This window comes from Mumia sp., from assembly GCF_028803055.1.
Taxonomy (GTDB): Bacteria; Actinomycetota; Actinomycetes; order Propionibacteriales; family Nocardioidaceae; genus Mumia.
The window spans coordinates 1-17199 of sequence record NZ_JARBCJ010000058.1; the positions used below are offsets into that span (position 1 = coordinate 1).

Annotated in this window: 16 protein-coding genes; 4 read left to right on the forward strand and 12 right to left on the reverse strand. The window is 72.3% G+C overall.

The genetic code is table 11. The annotated features are described in order from the left end of the window. The 7 genes from mtrB to PV363_RS07675 form a co-directional block, all read right to left on the reverse strand. On the reverse strand, positions 1-1490 hold a 1490-nt coding region (gene mtrB / locus PV363_RS07645; protein ID WP_301022045.1), incomplete at its 3' end, for an MtrAB system histidine kinase MtrB. Positions 1491-1495: 5 nt separating this feature from the next. After that, positions 1496-2206, reverse strand: a complete 711-nt coding sequence (mtrA, locus tag PV363_RS07650) for an MtrAB system response regulator MtrA (protein WP_301022052.1) — start codon at positions 2204-2206, stop codon at positions 1496-1498. A 52-nt stretch (positions 2207-2258) separates the two neighbouring features. Continuing rightward, positions 2259-3689 carry an adenosylhomocysteinase gene (gene ahcY / locus PV363_RS07655; protein WP_220341876.1) on the reverse strand — a complete coding sequence of 477 codons (1431 nt, stop codon included), beginning with the start codon at positions 3687-3689 and terminating at the stop codon, positions 2259-2261. A 93-nt stretch (positions 3690-3782) separates the two neighbouring features. Then, positions 3783-4793, reverse strand: coding sequence for an SIS domain-containing protein (locus PV363_RS07660; RefSeq protein WP_301022046.1), 1011 nt, complete (start codon positions 4791-4793; stop codon positions 3783-3785). Between the two features lie 19 nt (positions 4794-4812). Continuing rightward, positions 4813-4986, reverse strand: a complete 174-nt coding sequence (locus tag PV363_RS07665) for a Trm112 family protein (RefSeq protein WP_220341878.1) — start codon at positions 4984-4986, stop codon at positions 4813-4815. After that, positions 4983-6374, reverse strand: coding sequence for a phosphomannomutase/phosphoglucomutase (locus PV363_RS07670; protein WP_220365029.1), 1392 nt, complete (start codon positions 6372-6374; stop codon positions 4983-4985). Before PV363_RS07670 ends, PV363_RS07665 begins: the two co-directional genes overlap by 4 nt. 2 nt (positions 6375-6376) lie before the next feature. Beyond that, the gene (locus PV363_RS07675) at positions 6377-6721 is read right to left on the reverse strand and encodes a DUF3499 domain-containing protein (RefSeq protein ID WP_220341880.1); all 345 of its coding nucleotides are present in this window, start codon (positions 6719-6721) and stop codon (positions 6377-6379) included. A 118-nt stretch (positions 6722-6839) separates the two neighbouring features. Here PV363_RS07675 and PV363_RS07680 point away from each other — a divergent pair, with 118 nt between their 5' ends. After that, the gene (locus tag PV363_RS07680; protein WP_220345233.1) at positions 6840-7298 is read left to right on the forward strand and encodes a metallopeptidase family protein; all 459 of its coding nucleotides are present in this window, start codon (positions 6840-6842) and stop codon (positions 7296-7298) included. Between the two features lie 4 nt (positions 7299-7302). On the opposite strand, the gene PV363_RS07685 is transcribed toward PV363_RS07680, so the two are convergent. From PV363_RS07685 to PV363_RS07700, 4 genes are all read right to left on the reverse strand, one after another. Then, positions 7303-8817, reverse strand: coding sequence for a DUF5719 family protein (locus PV363_RS07685; RefSeq protein ID WP_301022047.1), 1515 nt, complete (start codon positions 8815-8817; stop codon positions 7303-7305). Further along, positions 8814-11624 (reverse strand): glycosyltransferase family 2 protein, encoded by a 2811-nt coding sequence (locus tag PV363_RS07690; protein ID WP_220341883.1) that lies wholly within the window; start codon positions 11622-11624, stop codon positions 8814-8816. The genes PV363_RS07685 and PV363_RS07690 overlap by 4 nt, the downstream gene beginning before the upstream one ends. Positions 11625-11739: 115 nt before the next feature. Further along, positions 11740-11988: a WhiB family transcriptional regulator gene (locus tag PV363_RS07695; protein ID WP_220341884.1), complete on the reverse strand. Its 249-nt coding sequence runs from the start codon at positions 11986-11988 to the stop codon at positions 11740-11742. 245 nt (positions 11989-12233) lie between these two features. Next, positions 12234-13568 (reverse strand): hypothetical protein, encoded by a 1335-nt coding sequence (locus tag PV363_RS07700; protein WP_301022048.1) that lies wholly within the window; start codon positions 13566-13568, stop codon positions 12234-12236. Positions 13569-13699: 131 nt separating this feature from the next. Between PV363_RS07700 and cofD the strand changes: the two genes are divergently transcribed. The 3 genes from cofD to PV363_RS07715 are packed head-to-tail and all read left to right on the forward strand — an operon-like array spanning position 13700 to position 16374. After that, positions 13700-14677, forward strand: a complete 978-nt coding sequence (cofD, locus tag PV363_RS07705; protein ID WP_301022049.1) for a 2-phospho-L-lactate transferase — start codon at positions 13700-13702, stop codon at positions 14675-14677. Then, positions 14674-15657, forward strand: a complete 984-nt coding sequence (cofE, locus tag PV363_RS07710) for a coenzyme F420-0:L-glutamate ligase (RefSeq protein WP_301022050.1) — start codon at positions 14674-14676, stop codon at positions 15655-15657. Before cofD ends, cofE begins: the two co-directional genes overlap by 4 nt. 9 nt (positions 15658-15666) lie before the next feature. After that, positions 15667-16374, forward strand: a complete 708-nt coding sequence (locus PV363_RS07715) for a TIGR03089 family protein (protein WP_220341888.1) — start codon at positions 15667-15669, stop codon at positions 16372-16374. Between the two features lie 38 nt (positions 16375-16412). Here PV363_RS07715 and PV363_RS07720 read toward each other — a convergent pair. Continuing rightward, a partial coding sequence (locus PV363_RS07720; protein WP_301022051.1) for an LCP family protein occupies positions 16413-17199 on the reverse strand: 787 nt, incomplete at its 5' end.

A 17199-nucleotide genomic window follows, 5' to 3' on the forward strand; every position in this document is an offset into this window, starting at 1 on the left:
CCGTGCAGGTGGGTGTCCTCGAGGGCGATCGCCAGCCCCAGGCCGGTGCCGCCGGTGGTGCGGGCGCGGGCCGGGTCCGCGCGCCAGAACCGGTTGAACACCAGCTGCGACTGGCCGGGCTCCAGCCCGACGCCGTAGTCGCGCACGGCGATCGCCGCGCTGGTGGGGCCGTGGGCGACGATCAGCTCCACGCGGTCCGAGCCCGAGTAGTGGATCGCGTTCGCGACGAGGTTGCGGACGATCCGCTCGATACGCCGCACGTCGGCCTCGACCACGGCTGGACCGTCGCGGTTGACGACGCTCAGCTCGACACCGTGCCGCTCGGCGAGCGGGCGGTAGTGGACGCACACTCCCTCGACGAGCTCCACCAGATCGACCGCGTCGACCTCGAGCCGCGCGGCGCCGGCGTCGAAGCGGCTGATCTCCAGCAGATCCGCGAGCAGGGACTCGAAGCGGTCGAGCTCTGCCTGGAGCAGCTCGGCGGAGCGCTGGGACGCTGGATCGTAGTGCTCGCGGTTGTCGTAGAGGAGATCCGCAGCCATCCGGACGGTCGCGACGGGCGTACGGAGCTCGTGCGAGACGTCGGAGACAAAACGGTGCTGCAACCGCGACAGCTCCTCCAGCTGCCGGATCTGCCGTTGGAGGCTCTCAGCCATCCGGTTGAACGAGAACGACAGGCGGGCGATGTCGTCCTCGCCACGCACCACCATCCGCTCCTCGAGCCGGCCGTCGGCCAGCCGCTCGGCGATCCGGCGCGCCAGCCGCACAGGCGTGACGACCTGCCGCGTCACCAGCCACGCGACCCCGGAGGACAGCAGGACCAGCGCCAGCCCTGCGTACAGCAGCGAGTTGCGCACCAGCGCCAGCGTCCGAGCCTGGTCTGCCATCGGGAAGGCGTAGTACAACGCGTAGGACTGGGTGCCGTCGGGCATCCGGAGCACGTCACCCACGAGGATGGCCGCCGACTCCTCGTCGCTGCCGTCGACCTGCATGCGGCTGAAGGTGTACGCGACACCGTCACCGGCCGCGACCGAGCGCGCCAGGTCGTCGGGGATGCTCTGCGACGCGATGCCCGACGACGAGACGACGGCGGCGTCGGCGTTGCCCGTCCCGTCGAGCGGACCCTCGAGCAGGACCTGGTAGGACGGCGGCGAGCCCGACCGCGACGCCAGGTCGGTGACGAGGGTGCGCAGCACGTCGGTCTCGGCCGAGGCGTCGGAGATCGCGCTCACGTCGAGCGTCTGCTGGGCGGCGCTGAACCCGGCGCGGGCCTCCGAGAGCGCGACGTTGCGCCGCGCCTCGACCATGCCGTCGGCGACACCTTGGAGCATGAGCCAGCCGACGCCGCCGATGACCAGCGCGCTGATCACCATCGTCGTGATGACGACCCGGGCCTGGATGGACCGTCGCCACAGCGACACCGCGGGCAACAACGCGTTGCGCACCCGCAGCAGCCCTCGACGCAGCCACCTCGGCGCCCGTCGCGCCATGGCCGTCAGGAGCTCCCGGCCTTGTAGCCGACCCCGCGGACCGTGACGACGACCGTCGGGTTGTCGGGATCGGGCTCGACCTTCGAGCGCAGTCGTTGGACGTGCACGTTGACGAGCCTGGTGTCGGCCGCGTGCCGGTAGCCCCACACCCGCTCCAGGAGCACCTCACGGGTGAAGACCTGCCGCGGGCTGCGTGCCAGGCAGACCAGCAGGTCGAACTCCAGCGGGGTGAGCGACAGCTCCTGGGAACCCCGACGGACCACGTGACCGCGGACGTCGATCTCCAGGTCACCGCCGGCACGACCCTCGGGGTGGGGCTGGTGGTGGACCCGGGTCCGCGCGGGGACCCGGGCGACGAGCTCCTTGGGCTTGAACGGCTTCACCACGTAGTCGTCGGCACCCGATTCGAGCCCGAGGACGACGTCGACGGTGTCGCTCTTGGCCGTGAGCATGACGATCGGCACACCAGACTCGGCCCGGATCACCTTGGCGACGTCGATGCCGTTCATGCCCGGCAGCATGACGTCGAGCAGCACCAGGTCCGGCTGGTAGCTGTGGAACACCTCGATGGCGGCGGTGCCCGTGGAGGCCACCGCCGTGTCGAAGCCCTCCGCGCGCAGGACGATCGTCAACATCTCCGCCAGCGCACGGTCGTCGTCGACCACGAGGATCTTGCCGCCGTACCGGGCAGGGGCCGGTTGGTCGTCATTGACCACCGGCTCCCTGACAGCGCCGTTGCCGTCCACGTGTGTCTCCTCCGCCGAAGGCTCAGTAGCGATAGTGGTCGGACTTGTAGGGTCCGCTCACCGGGACGCCGAGATAGCTCGCCTGGTCCTCGCTGAGCTCGGTGAGCTCCACGCCCAGCGCATCGAGGTGCAGACGCGCGACCTCCTCGTCGAGGTGCTTCGGCAGCGTGTAGACACCCACCGGGTACTCCTCGTTCTTGGTGAAGAGCTCGATCTGCGCCAGCACCTGGTTGGTGAACGAGTTGGACATGACGAACGACGGGTGGCCCGTCGCGTTGCCGAGGTTGAGCAGGCGCCCCTCGCTCAGCACGATCACGGTGCTGCCGCTCGGCACCGTCCACAGGTCGACCTGCGGCTTGACGTTCTTGTGCTTCACCCCGGGCGTCGCCGCCAGCCCGGCCATGTCGATCTCGTTGTCGAAGTGGCCGATGTTGCCGAGGATCGCCTGGTGCTTCATGCGACCGATCTGCTCGGCGGTCACGACGTCCTTGTTGCCGGTCGCGGTGATGACGATGTCGGCGTGCTCGATCACCGAGTCCAGGCGCGCGACCTGGTAGCCGTCCATCGCCGCCTGCAGCGCGCAGATGGGGTCGATCTCGGTCACGATGACGCGCGCACCCTGGCCACGCAGCGAGTCGGCGCAGCCCTTGCCGACGTCGCCGTAGCCGCAGACGACCGCGACCTTGCCGCCGATGAGCACGTCGGTCGCACGGTTGATGCCGTCGATGAGCGAGTGGCGGCAGCCGTACTTGTTGTCGAACTTCGACTTGGTGACCGAGTCGTTGACGTTGATCGCCGGGAAGAGGAGCGTGCCCTCCTTGAAGCGCTCGTACAGCCGCAGCACTCCCGTCGTCGTCTCCTCGGTGACGCCCTGGACGCTGTTGCCGATACGGGTCCAGCGCTGCGGGTCGGACTCCATGCTGCGACCGAGGACCCGAAGGACCTCCTTGAGCTCGGCGTTGTCGGTGGTGTCCGGGGACGGCACCTCGCCGGCCTTCTCGTACTCCACGCCGAGGTGCAGCAGGAGGGTCGCGTCGCCGCCGTCGTCGAGGATCATGTTGGGGGTCTCGTCACCGGGCCAGACGAGCATCTGCTCGGCGAGGTCCCAGTACTCGGCGAGGGTCTCGCCCTTCCAGGCGAACACCGGGACGCCCTGCGGGTCGTCGACCGTGCCGCTCCGACCGACGACGACCGCGGCAGCGGCCTCGTCCTGCGTCGAGAAGATGTTGCAGCTGGCCCAGCGCACGTCGGCGCCGAGATCGACGAGGGTCTCGATGAGGACGGCGGTCTGCACCGTCATGTGCAGCGACCCCGCGATGCGGGCCCCTGCGAGCGGCTTGCTGTCGCCGTAGCGCGCCCGCATCGCCATGAGGCCGGGCATCTCGTGCTCTGCAAGGGTGATCTCCGTGCGGCCGCGGTCGGCCAGGGTCAGATCAGCAACCGAAAAGTCCATTCCTCCATCGTAGCCAGGCTGGTGAAGCATCCGGGCCACCGTGTCGATGTGCCGGGTCACCGATCTCCGCAGGCTACGACGCCGCGCCGCCGCTCATCGTCCGAGACCGACCGCGAGGTACGCCGCCGCGTAGCCGCCGATTGCCACCAGCGAGGCATACCGCGCCACCTCCCCGCCCCCGACCGACGCCACCTCGTCGTGCCGCACCCCTTGGCTCTGCGCCGCACCCAGGACGCGGCCCCGGTCGACCCGCACCGTCGGCGCGTCGACCTGGTCGTCGAGCAGCACGAGGTACGGGGAGGCGCCTTCGACCGGGTCCTCGAAGGGGTCGGCGAACACGTCCCGGCGCGGGCTGGCCTGCAGCACCGCGACCAGGTCGTCGGCCTCCGCCGCGAGAGCCGGGCGCGCGGAGACCCGACGCAGCCCCTCCGCCCACCGGCGCGCGGCCCGTGCCGCGAGGACGCTGCCGCCCCACACCAGCGGGACCGTGTCACCGAGCCCTGACGCGAGCTGCTTGGCCCGGTTGGAACCGAGGTCGTGGAACGGCGAGCATTCGACCGCCACCGTGTCGAGCGCCGCTGCCACCTCGTCGGCGTCGACGGCCGGGGCGAGCCCGAGCGCAGCGAGGGCCTGGAGAGCCACGACCGACGACGTCAGCCCGTCGGAGGTCGCGGTCGGCAGCAGGGTCGTCCAGCGAGAGGCGCCGACCTCGGCGAGCGGAGAGGTCGCCGCGGTGACGAGCAGCATCGGGCACCCCCGGCGTACGGCCTCGGCGGCCGTCGAGTGGGCCGCCTGACCGTCGGGAGCACCCAGCGCGACGACCAGGTCGAGGTTGCCTGCCCATCCGGGCAGGCCGGGCCCGGGCCAGGCGACGAACGGCACGGGGCACACGGGCTCGAGCACGGCGCGCAGCAGGCGGGCGGCCGGACCTGCGGCGACGACCGCCCGAGGACGCTGGTCGTCGTCGTGCGCGAGCGACGCGACGATCTCCGCCGCGGTGTGGGTGTCCATCCTGACCCGCGCGCCGGACTGGGCCAGCTCACGCAGGACCGGGTCGGCGCGCGTCAGGGCGCCTTCGTCATCCAGCAGCGCGTCGTCGAACACGGCTCGTCCGATGCCTGTGTCAGTCGGCCAGGCTGCGGGCCTCGCCGACGAGCATCACCGGGATGTCGTCGCGGACCGGATAGGCGAGCCGGCACAGGTGGCAGACCAGCTCGTCGCGGTCCACGTCCACGGCGAGCGTGGCGCGGCACTGGGGGCAGACGAGGATGTCGAGCAGCGCGGGGTCGAGGTTCATGGGGTCTCCTCCTGGTGGATGAGCGTGAGGACGTTGTCACGGACGCGGGCCAGCGTCGCCTCGTCGTCGGCCTCGACGTTGAGCCGCAGCAGCGGCTCGGTCTGCGAGCTGCGGAGGTTGAACCACCAGGTGTCCGCGGTGACGGTGAGGCCGTCGAGGCGGTCCTGGTCGTACTCGGCGTACGCCGCCGCCACGCGGGCCGTCACGGCCGCGGCATCGGCGACGCGATTGTTGATCTCTCCCGAGGACGGGTAGCGCTCGTACTGCGCGACGACGTCGGACAACGGGCACCCGGCAGCGTTCATCGCCGCCATCACGTGCAGCGCGGCGAGCATGCCGGAGTCGGCGAGGGAGAAGTCGCGGAAGTAGTAGTGCCCGGAGTGCTCGCCGCCGAAGACGGCGCCGGTGCGCGCCATCTCCGCCTTGATCAAGGAGTGACCCACCGGGGTACGGACAGGGGTGCCGCCGCTCTCGAGGATCACCTCCCGCACCGCTCGCGAGGTGATGACGTTGTGGAGGACCGTCTCGCCGGGGTGAGTCGCGAGCTCGCGGGCGGCGATCAACGCGGTCACCGCCGACGGGGACACCAGCTCGCCGCGCTCGTCGACGACGAAGCAGCGGTCGGCATCGCCGTCGAAGGCCAGACCCACATCGGCACCCTGCTCGCGCACCGCCCGCTGGAGGTCGACCAGGTTGGCCGGGTCGAGCGGGTCGGCGGGGTGGTTGGGGAAGGTGCCGTCCAGGTCCATGTAGAGGCCGTGGAGCTCGACGTCGAGGCGCGCGAAGACGGCGGGGACGATGAGTCCGCCCATCCCGTTGGCGGCGTCGACGACGACCTTGAGCGGCCGCGGCCCGGCGGGCACCGAGACCAGCTCGGTGACCCGCAGCGCGTAGGCGGTCAGGGCATCGCGCGCCACGACCGAACCCCGCGCCACGACGGGGTCGACGCCCTTGACGGCGCGCTCGGCGATGGCGGACAGGCCGGTGTCGCGACCGATCGGCCGAGCGCCGGCGCGGCAGAGCTTGAGCCCGTTGTCGCCGCTCGGGTTGTGGCTGGCGGTGACCATGATCCCCGGCAGCTCCCACGCCCCGGACGCGTAGTAGAGCATGTCGGTGGACGCGAGCCCGATCGCGACCACGTCGGCACCGGTGCTCGTGACGCCTTCGGCGAGGGCGTCTGCCAGCTCGGGCGAGGTGACGCGCATGTCGTGGCCGATGACGACCGAGCCTGCAGCCCCGTCGTCCCCGGGGGCGGCGCCGGTCTCGACGGCGAAGGCAGCGCCGAGCGCCCTCGCCACGTCGGCGTCGAGCACCTCCGGAGACGCGCCGCGCACGTCGTACGACTTCACGAGGACAGAGAGGCGCGCGGCAAGAGTGTCAGGGGTCATCATCAGTCCTGTGGTCCCAGGACGCGGAGGTGCCCGCGTCGTGTCGTTTCGGTGGGGCCGGCGACCGGCGGCGGCGCCTGGGCCGCCTCGCGCACGGCGTCGGCGAGCGCCTCGAGGTCGTCCGGTGAGGGCGCCTGGACGGCGAGGTCGATCTCGAGCCTGAGAACCTCCCAGCCCTTGGGCGCCGACAGGCGCTCGGCGTGGTTCTCGCACAGGTCGTAGCTGTGCGGCTCGGCGTAGACGGCCAACGGACCCAGCACGGCGGTCTTGTCGGCGTACACGTACGTCAGCGTCGCCACGGCGGGTCGCACGCACGCGGGGCGGGTGCATCGACGCAGGGGGCTCACCCCGCGAGGGTAGCGTGCCGCATCCGCCGTCCAGGACGCGGCGCACCGCCGCGACGACTGTCCGGCACCGCACCGACGGCGTCCTTGCGCACCGTCGGCCCGCGGGATAGAAGGAGGGATGAGGAGCGCTCGTTCGCATCCGCGGGTCCCTCCGCTGGTGGAGCCCCGCGGCGGGAGCCGGCGGGACCGCCGCGGCCGGGGGTTCCGCGGACCGGTGGCGCTGCCCGGCCCGCTCTCGCCCGAGGGTGTCCCAGGTGCGTGGGACCGCCGGGCACAGTTCGACACCGCCGTCCTCGGAGCGATCGCCCGCCTGCGGACCCGGCACTCGTCGGCGCTCGAGCAGGTCGACGTCGCGGTCGAGGACGTCCCGGTGCTGCCACGGCGGTGGCGCGAGGAGGTGCCGCTCGGAACGGTCGTCGCCGACCGCGGGCGGCCGCGCGTCGTCCTCTTCCGTCAGCCCGTCCAGCACCGGACGTCGTCGCGAGCAGAGCTCGACGACCTGGTGCTGAGCGTGCTCGTCGACCAGCTCGCGGCGTTCTGGCAGGTCGACCCCGACGAGGTCGACCCGCGCGCCTGACCGGTCAGGGCGCCCCGGCCCGCACGACAGGAGCCGCCTCACGGACCGGCGCGGCATTCAACGGCGTGACGGCGAGCCCGCCGCCGGTGTACGAGGCGGCCGCCCGCACCGAGCCGCTCGTCGTCTCGATCGTCAGGTACGACACCTTGCCGGCGGCGACACCGACGCCGCCGGAGCCGAACGGGTCGAGCGACGTCGTCGTCCCTGCCGGCGCCTTGACGTCGGCCGTGCCGAGCTCGGAGCCGTCCTCCGCGTGAGCGGTCACCGTCAGCGCCGCAGGACGGTCGCCGTCGGCGCTCACCACGAGCGCGGAGCCGCCGGGTCGCAACGACGAGCCGATCTGGACGGGCATCGCCGCGGTCCCCTGCCACGGCACCGCGGCGACGGAGTAGGCGTGGTCCCGCCCGGAGCGGGTGCGGACCGACGCGGTGACGGGAACGTCCGAGGCGAGTCGCACCGCGTACGCCCGAGGGCTGATGTCGGCGGGAAGCGTCACCGAGGTCACCGACTGGGGAGCGGCGTCGACGGACTCCAGACCCGAGGGGGTGAAGACGCCGTCGTTCGTCGCGATCGAGAGGCCTACGGTGGCCGTCCGGTCCGAGGGGTTGGCGATGAGCAGCGTCCGCGAGCCACGCTGCGCCGGCACTCCGGCCACGGTCTGGTCGGTCGCGGGAAGCGCCGATCCGGGAAGGAACTCGCTGCCCGGAGAAGCACCCGCCGCGATGTCGACCGCGCCGACGGCCACCGCTCCCCGGCGGACGACCGCGCGGACGGCGAGCTCGGAGTCGTCCGAGGTGAGCTGGGTGAGCCGGAGCACCCGAGCGCTGCCGGCGTCGACCACGATCCCGCGGGTGCCGACCCCCTCGATCGGTCCACCGTCGCCGTACAGGGTCAGGTCCACGACACCCCGCGAGCTCGACGTGTTCGTCAGCACGAGCGCGGTGCTGCGCTGAGGCGTGCTCCCGGCACCGACGAACCAGCGCTCGGGCGCCGGGCGCGGACAGGCCGCCACCGCGAGACCCCCGCCGTCGGCGAGCGACGCCCTGGAGGCCGAGTACGCGACGGTGCCGGGCGCCTGGGCGCCCGCGGCGTCGACAAGAACGGCGCGGGTCCCACGTCCGGCCGACGCCGTCGCCCACGTCCCGCGCGGCGCATCGGCGAGGCCGGCGACAGGATCGCCCCCGGGGAGCCGGACGACCGTGCGTGATCCACCGTCGCGCTTCTCACCCGGGAGGGAGGCGACCGCGACGGTGGTCGGCGAGGCGGTACGGGACTGGAGGAAGGCCGGGCACCCGTACGCGAGCGCGCTGACACGCTGCTCCGACGGCGGCTCGGGGGACTCCCCCGACGACGCGGTACGGATCTCCCCGACGACCAGCAGCAGCGCCGCGACGACGATCGCCCCGATCACCAGCCGTCCCGACTGTGCACCGAGGGCGAGTGCCGCCGAGGTGGTCTCGACGACCTGGTCCTTGACGCGGCGGCCGCCGGCCTTGCGCTTGGACTTCCGCGGGCTCATCGCACCTCCCTCGTCCGTCCCGGCGCCGCCGCGATGACGACGACGACGAGAAGACCCAGCTGGACCCACGCGATCAGCGGACGGGTGGCGGAGTCCGGGAGGGCCCGCGGCTCCCCCGTCGTCGTGAAGGTCCAGACCCGTGAGCCCTCGGGCCCTCCGGAGGGCTCGAGCCCTGGTGCGACCTCGAGTGCGTCGACGAGGTCGGGATCGGCCGGCGCGGGGACGTAGATCGCCTCGATGCCGTACGCGCCGAGCCGCTCGAGCACACCGGTCGACGGGTTGGACAAGAGCTGTCGCACGTCGGCGTCGAGGGGACCGAAGGCCTCCGGTCCCGGCAGCACCGCCTCGTCACCGAGCCGCATCCCGTCGCCGGAGTAGACCTGCTGGGTCACGCCTTCCTCGCGCGACCCGCTCAGGACGAGCGTGGAGGCGCCGTCCTTCGCCCGGGACGCCAGATACGCGGGGACCTGGTCGACCGCACCGCGTTCGAGGGGGTCGTCGACGCCGCGTACCACCCACCACCCGGTCGCGAGGAGCGGTCCGGCGATCGCGAGCGCGGTGCCGACCGCGAGGACCCGCCGGCGCAACGGCCGGCCGGACCAGCGGTCGCTCAGCCCGTCGGCCGCCATGCCCGCTGCGGCGGCGAGGGCGGCGACCCACAGCGTCGCGGGGACACCGACCCAGGCCGGGCCGGTCGAGATGCCGTCGGTGAAGCGCGACCCGGCCCCCAGGCTCGCCCACGCCAGCCCCCACAGGCCCGCGGCCCACGCGACGAGGACGGGACCGCGACGCTCGCTACGAAGAAGGGCGAGGAGGCCGAGGACGACCAGCGCGCCCGTTGCGTAGGTCGCGGCGCCGGGACCGCCGGCGTGCCCGAGCGCGAGCTGCCACGTCGGAGGGTCGAGCGGACCCACGTGGGCGTCGGCCCGTCCCGCCTCCCACCACCAGGCGCCGGGGTCGAGGGCTCGTCGCCACATCCACGAGCCGAGCAGGAGCCACGGCAGGACGAGCGCGGTGCTGATGCTCGGCCACCCACGGCGACGCAGGAGCAGCGCACCGGCGAGCAGCAGCGGCACGGCGGTCAGCAGGTAGGCCAGCGGCGCGAAGGCGGTCGCCAGCGTGAGCCACAGGCCGAGCCGGAGCCCGTCGGTGACCTTGGGGCGGGTCATCAGCAGGTAGGCCGAGTTCACGATCGCCGGCACGGCGGCCAGGGCGACCACCGTCCCGATGCGGCCCTGGGCGACCGCGCCGGACGTCGCGACGAGCACGCCGTACGTCACTCCCCACCACAACCGCACGCCCGGTGAGACGAACAGCCTCCGGGCGAGGCGGTGCGCGGTGAGCGCGGCGAGGACCGCGCCGGCGAGGACGACGATCGAGACCGCGAGGTCGGCGTTGCCTCCGAGCAGGGTGCCGAGGAGGGCGAGGGGGACCAGGTAGCCCGGAGCCGGCACGTCGCTGCCGATGCTGACGTCGTGGGAGCCGGAGACGAAGAACGACCACCAGTCGCCGGTGCCGTCCGGTGCGGGCAGCAGCGCGCCGCCGGCCAGCAGTCCAGGGCCGATCACCGACCGTGCCGCGACCAGCGAGACGAGGAGGAGGAGCAGGACCGTTGCGGCCCACGGGTGGCGCGACAGGAAGGACCCGCTGACGGGCAGCGCGTCGTCCTCGTCCTCCGGGCGGGCCTCGACCGCTGCGCGACGCCCCGTCATCTCGGGCGCGGGCCCGACCAGCGTGTTGACCAGCTCGCCCACGGCGTCGAGACCGTGGCGGTACGGCATCAGCGGTGGCGGCAGCAGCGTCTCGCGCACGGTCTTCTCGTCGACCCGCGCGGCGGCGTTGCGACGGCGGCGCGCCGAGATCATCGTGGTCGGGCGCGTGTAGACCGTCAGGACTCCGAGGATCTCGTCGACGGCCTCGCGCGGAGCCTTGGCGACGAGGAGCGCGAGCGCCCGCAAGAAGGTGCCGAGGAGCAGCCGCACCGACTGCCACCAGAAACCGGCTCGGCTGGCGTTGGCCAGCAACGTGTAGGTCGCCGCCCGTCTCGCATCGCGCCGTGGGCGCCGGGAGAGAGAGCCTCGGCGTACGCCGGTCGCGCTCGCCTCCACATGGAAGAAGACCGACTTCGGGACCACGCGGACGCGGTAGCCGCGCCGCGCGGCACGCCAGCCGAGGTCGACGTCGTCGAAGTAGAGGGGGAGCTTCGGGTCGAACCCGCCGAGGTCGTCGAGGACGCGGCGGCGGACGAGCATGCCGGCCGTGCTGACCGCGAGGACGTCGCGTGGGCGGTCGTGCTGGCCCTGGTCCGGCTCACCGCGCTCGAGTCCGGTCTCGCGTGACCCGGTGCCGGTGATCGACACACCGACCTCGAGCAGGCGCTTGAGCGACGGCCACTCGCGGAGCTTCGGCCCGACGATGCCGATGCGCTCGGACTGGGTCGCCTGGTCGAGCAGGTGGGCGAGAGCATCCGGGCCGGGCGACGAGTCGTCGTGGAGCAGCCACACCCACTCGGTCGGCTGGGCGCCGTCGAGGGCGACACGGACGGCGTCACCGAAGCCGGTGCCGGCCGGGGCGGTCCTGATCGATGCGGGGTGCAGGTAACGGGCGAGGATCTCGCGCGTCTCGTCCGTGGAGGCCACGTCGACCGCGACGACCGCGGTCGGGAGGTGGGACAGGGATGCCAGCGAGTCGAGAACCTGAGGGAGCCACCGCGCGCCGTTGCGGCACACGATGACGGCGGTGACGCTGGGGGGCGAGGCGGTCCAGTCACGGGAGGGAACCAAGCCCTCTTCGACGCCTTCGATCATAGGTGGGCGAGTCTAGCCATGACGCCAGCGCGCTCACCGGGCCGGTCCAGCCCTGGCGCGACGGCGCTCGCCGGGCGTCGTCCGCGGGCCGGTCGTGGACCGGCCCCGCGGCGACTTAGATCGCGTGCTTCTTGAGCTTGCGACGCTCGCGCTCGGAGAGTCCGCCCCAGATCCCGAACCGTTCGTCGTTCTGCAGCGCGTACTCGAGGCACTCGCCACGCACGTCGCAGGTCAGGCAGACCCGCTTCGCCTCGCGTGTCGAGCCGCCCTTCTCCGGGAAGAACGCCTCTGGATCGGTCTGCGCACACAGGGCGCGATCCTGCCAGCCCATCTCCTCGGCGTCTGCATGGAAGATGTCCTCCATCAGTCTCGCCTCCTGCCCCTGATAGTCCCCGTGGTCCGTACCGCCCCCGGCCCCGGCGCCAGTCCTCGACCCCTCGTGGACCGTGATCGTCGCTCGTGAGAGTCCCGATCGTGCACCTGAGCCGTCCAAGAGGACGACACTAGTGAAATTACAAGCCTGTCAATACCCATCCGTCAAGCCGAGTAGTGCTAATGCGAAGGCCCGCACCATCCGTGGTACGGGCCTTCGTCAAGCTCCGAGATGGATCAGGAGCCGCTTCCGGGCGTCCACCAGGACGAGGAACGAGGCTCGTCGCCACCGTCCTCGCCGTCGGTCGGCTTGTCCGACGACTCGCCAGTCGACGTCCCTGCCTCGTACGTCGCGTCCTTCTCGGGAACAGCATCGAACGTGGCGTTTCCGAGGCGTGCGACCGGCTGATCGCCCTCGGGCTCAGTCGTGGGAGCGGACCAACCCGTCGAGGGGGACGAGCTGCCCCATCCGCCACCCTCGCCCTGCCACGTCGGCTGGGCAGGCTGCTCAGGCGGCGTATAGGACTGCTGCTCGGGCTGCGGCGGCTGCGGCGGCTGCGGCCAGGTCGATCCGTACTCGCTGGGCGGCTGCCACGTCGGCTGCTCGGTCGCCGGCTGTGCCCACGTGCTCGGGATCGGCTGCTCGGGCGGCGACCACTGCGAGTCACGCCCCCATCCGGCGTCCGGTGCGCTGCTTCCCCAGTCGGCGTTCGGCTGCTGCTCGGGCGGCTGCGCCCCCCACGCCGAGGCCGGCTGCTCCTGGCCCGGGCTCTGCGACCGTAGATCGGTCGAGGGCTCCTCAGCCGGCGGGGTCCACACCGCCGTGGACTGCTCGGCCGGCTCCTCGGGGGCGGGCGCCTCGGGCGCCTGGTACGAGGGGGTGCCCCACGAGGGCGAGTGCTGCGCGGCCTCGGCCGCACCGTAGCCGGCGGCGGCGGCACCTGCCGCGCCCGCTCCGTACCCCTGCCAGCTCTGCTGCTGCGGCTGAGGCGCCTGCGGGCTCTGCTGCTGCGGGAGGCCCTGCTGCGGCCAGCCACCCTGGTCGGCCCACTGCTGAGGCTGCGGCTGCTGCTGCGCGGGCCAGCCCTGCTGGCCGCCCTGCGGCTGCCCCCACGGCCCCTGCTGCTGGCCGCCCCACGCCTGCTGGTGCTTCGGCGCGCGCGCCGGAGCAGGCAGCTCGCGGAGAAGGGTGACGGCAGCGAAGATCACGAGGCCGTTGAGCGCCAGTGTCGCCAGCACGAGGATCGTGAAGGACGCCTTGTTGGGGTAGAGGTCCTCGCTGAGCGCCTTGATGAGCCCCCACAGGCCGAGCGCGATGCTCACCCCGAGCACCGCGATCGCGGCGATCGTGATCGTGCGCGCTCCCGAGCTCAGGTCGTCCTTGCGCGGTGCGGCGATCGCGACGGCGAGGGCGGTGACCAGCACGAGGCCCGGGTTGAGGGCGGCGTTCGCCCAGGAACCCCAGCCGCGGTCGTCGAGCAGCGCGATGAAGTGCGCCAGCAACGTCGCGGCAACGATCCCCAGCAACGCGTACGAGAAGATGTCGCGGTACTTGCGTAGTGAGTCGAACACAGATCCCCATCTCCTGGATCGGGCGCAGGGTCGTGCCCTGGCCCAACGAACGGACCTACCCTACGCACGAGACAGTCCATTCGTCCGGCCGGGAGTGCGTCGGATCAGGACCGGACAGGGAGAATGTCCGCATGATGATCACCGTTCTGTCCGGAGGTATCGGCGGCGCCGCGTTCGTCCGCGGCCTGCTCGACGAGGTAGGCGACGAGGCCGAGGTCACCGTCGTCGGCAACACCGCCGACGACCTGTGGCTCTTCGGACTGAAGGTCTGCCCCGACCTCGACACGCTGATGTACACCCTCGGCGGCGGGATCGACGAGGAGCGCCGCTGGGGCCGGTCCGACGAGACCTGGAGCGTCAAGGAGGAGCTCGCCGCGTACGGCGCGCAACCCACCTGGTTCGGGCTCGGCGACCGTGACGTCGCCACCCACCTCGTGCGTACGCAGATGCTGCAGGCGGGCTACCCGCTCAGCGACGTCACCCGCGCGCTCTGCGTGCGGTGGCAACCCGGTGTCACGCTGCTCCCCATGACCGACGACCGGGTGGAGACCCACGTCGTCGTCGAGAACGAGGGTCAGCGCCGCGCGATCCACTTCCAGGAGTACTGGGTGCGCCTCCGAGCCGCCGTACCCGCCCACGACGTCGTCATGATCGGCATCGAGGAGGCCAAGCCGGCCCCCGGTGTGATCGAGGCGGTCATGGACGCCGACGTGGTCCTTGTCCCGCCGTCGAACCCCGTCGTGTCGGTGGGGCCGATCCTCGCCGTGGCCGGTGTCTCGGACGCGCTCCGGACCACCCGTGCCCCCGTGATCGGCATCTCCCCCATCATCGCCGGCGGTGCGGTGCGAGGCATGGCCGACCAGCTGCTCACCGCGCTCGGCGTCGGTGTGAGCGCCGGCGCCGTGGGGGTCCGCTACGGCGCCCGTAAGACCGGTGGCGTGCTCGACGGCTGGCTCGTCGACACCGGTGACGCCGACCAGCTCGGCCCGCTCGAGGAGGCAGGCCTCGTCGCCCGCGCGGTGCCGCTCTACATGTCCGACGCCGAGACCACCCGCACGCTCGCCGCCGACGCGCTCGCTCTCGCACGTGAGGTCGGCGTCGCCCGATGAGCCTCACGCTGTGGCCGGTCACCGGCGTGCGCGAGGTGCGGCCGGGCGACGACCTCGTCGACCTCCTCCTCGGCCGTCTCGACGAGCCGCTCCGCGACGGTGACGTCGTCGTGGTGACGAGCAAGGTCGTCAGCAAGGCACTCGGCCTCGTGACGACCGGGGACCGCGAGACCGTGATCGAGCGCGAGACCGTCCGCGTGGTCGCGCGCCGCGGTTCGACCCGCATCGTGCGCAACCGCGCGGGCCTCACGATGGCCGCGGCCGGCGTCGACGCCAGCAACACCACGCCGGGCACGGTCCTGACACTGCCGGACGACCCCGACGCGACGGCGTACGACCTCTGGCGGGCGCTCCGGCGGCGGGCAGGGGTGGAGATCGGCCTGGTGCTCTCCGACACCGCGGGCCGGGCCTGGCGGCGCGGGCAGACCGACATCGCGATCGGGAGCGCGGGTCTGAAGGTGATGAACTCGCTGTCGGGTACGCAGGACTCCTACGGCAACGCCCTGCACGTGACCGAGCCCGCGGTCGCCGACGAGATCGCCGGCGCGGCGGAGCTGGTCGCCGGGAAGACGAGCAACACCCCGTTCGTGGTCGTCCGCGGCCTCCCGCGTCACTGGGTCGGGGACCACTGGACGACGGCCGGCACCGGGGCGCGCGACCTCCTTCGCCCCGAGGACGAGGACCTTTTCGGCCTGGGCGCCCGTGACGCGGTCGAGGCGGTGCTGACCGAGAGTCGGCCCGCGGGCTTCTCCCCCGCCGGCGACGGCGCGGCCGACCGCGTCCACGAGCTCGCGGCCCCCGACGAGGACCTTGTCGCCGTCACGCACGCCGAGGGCACCTTCCACGTGACGCCCCTCGGTGGCGGCGCGGCCGCCATGGTCGAGGCCGGACGTGTCGCCGAGCGCCTGCGCATCGGTGCCGCCGCGTACCGTCTGGAGGTCGAGGTCGAGGTGAGGACCACGCTCACCGCGGGCCGTTAAGGTGGCTGCGTGACCATCGCCGACCTCCTCACGAGTGCCGCTCGAGCCGATCCGTCACGGCCCGTGGTGACGTTCTACGACCTCGAGACCGGTGAGCGCACCGAGCTGAGCCTGACGACCACGATGAACTGGGTGGCCAAGACGGCGAACATGCTGCAGGACACCCTGGGTGCCGACGACGAGAGCACCGTCGGGGTGCTCCTCCCGATCCACTGGGAGACCGTCGTGTGGCTGCTCGCGGTCTGGGTGGTCGGGTCTGCGGTCAGCCTCGAGCCCGGCCACCCCGTCGTGGTCGTCGACCCGGCGACGCTCGAGGTGGCCGGCGACGCCGACGACATCGTCGCGCTGTCGCTGCGTCCTCTCGGGGGCCGTTTCACGTCACCGCTGCCGCCAGGGGTGATCGACTACAACGCTGACGTGGGCGGGCACGGCGACCGGTTCACTGCGTACTACCCGCCGCGCAGCTCCTCCGTCGCGGTTCGCGACGCCGACGGCATCGTCACGCACGCCGACCTGGTCGCCGACTCCGCCGACCGCTACCCCGACGGCGCCCGCGTGCTGCTGGTGGGAGACCGCGACACCGCGGCGTTGATGCCCGCGATCCTCGGGGCCCTTCACGCCAAGGGCTCGCTGGTGCTCGTTCGCTCGCGCTCGCCGGAGTCCGACGCCGACCGCATCGCGGCGATCGCCGAGACCGAGCGGGTCACCGTCGGCTGACAGGCACGCAGGCCACCGGGCCGACCGACGCGTGATCGTCAGCAGGCGTCCGCCAGGTCCTCGGCCTGGTTCGCCCGGGCCGCTCGCTCGGCAGCAGGGTCGCCCCCGGTCTTCGTCACCGCTGGGCGACCGGACGACCCGGCCTTGGTGGCGGAGCCGCCGCCGGACTCGCCGGCCCCGTCCTCGGAGCGCTTCACCGCCTTCGACACCATCTTCCGGATCTTGCCGAAGTCCGGATCACCCGTGTCGACCTGGGGCGGCACCAGAGAGACCGTCGAGATCTTCGCACCCCGCGCCTTGAGCGCGAGGTCGACGAAGGTGTCGAGCTCACCGGCGGGGATGTCGGTGCTGAGCATCCGCTTGCTCGACTCGGCGATGCCCGTCGCCTTGAGCAGCACCGTGTTGGGGTCGAGCTGCTGGAGCATCGCGTTCATCAGGCACTTCTGCCGTGCCATCCGTGAGTAGTCGGAGTTCTGCACGCGGCTGCGGGCGTACCAGAGCGCCTGCTTGCCGTCGAGGACCTGCCTGCCCTTGCGTATCCAGCCGGTGATCGGCGAGCCGATGCCGCCGATGGCGGTGCGCTCGCGGACCCGGACCTTCACCCCACCGACGGCGTCGACGAGGGAGGCGAAGCCCTTCATGTTGACCAGCACGTGATAGCTGATCTCGAGCCCCGTGATCTCCTCGATCGCCGCCTCCGTGGCGGCGATGCCCTCGTGCCCCTTGCCGCCGAAGATCTCGGGGTGGCCGTCGGCCCAGGTGTTCACGCTGTTGAGGTAGCAGCCCTCGCAGTCGAAGCCGTCCGGGAACTCGTCATGCATCGGG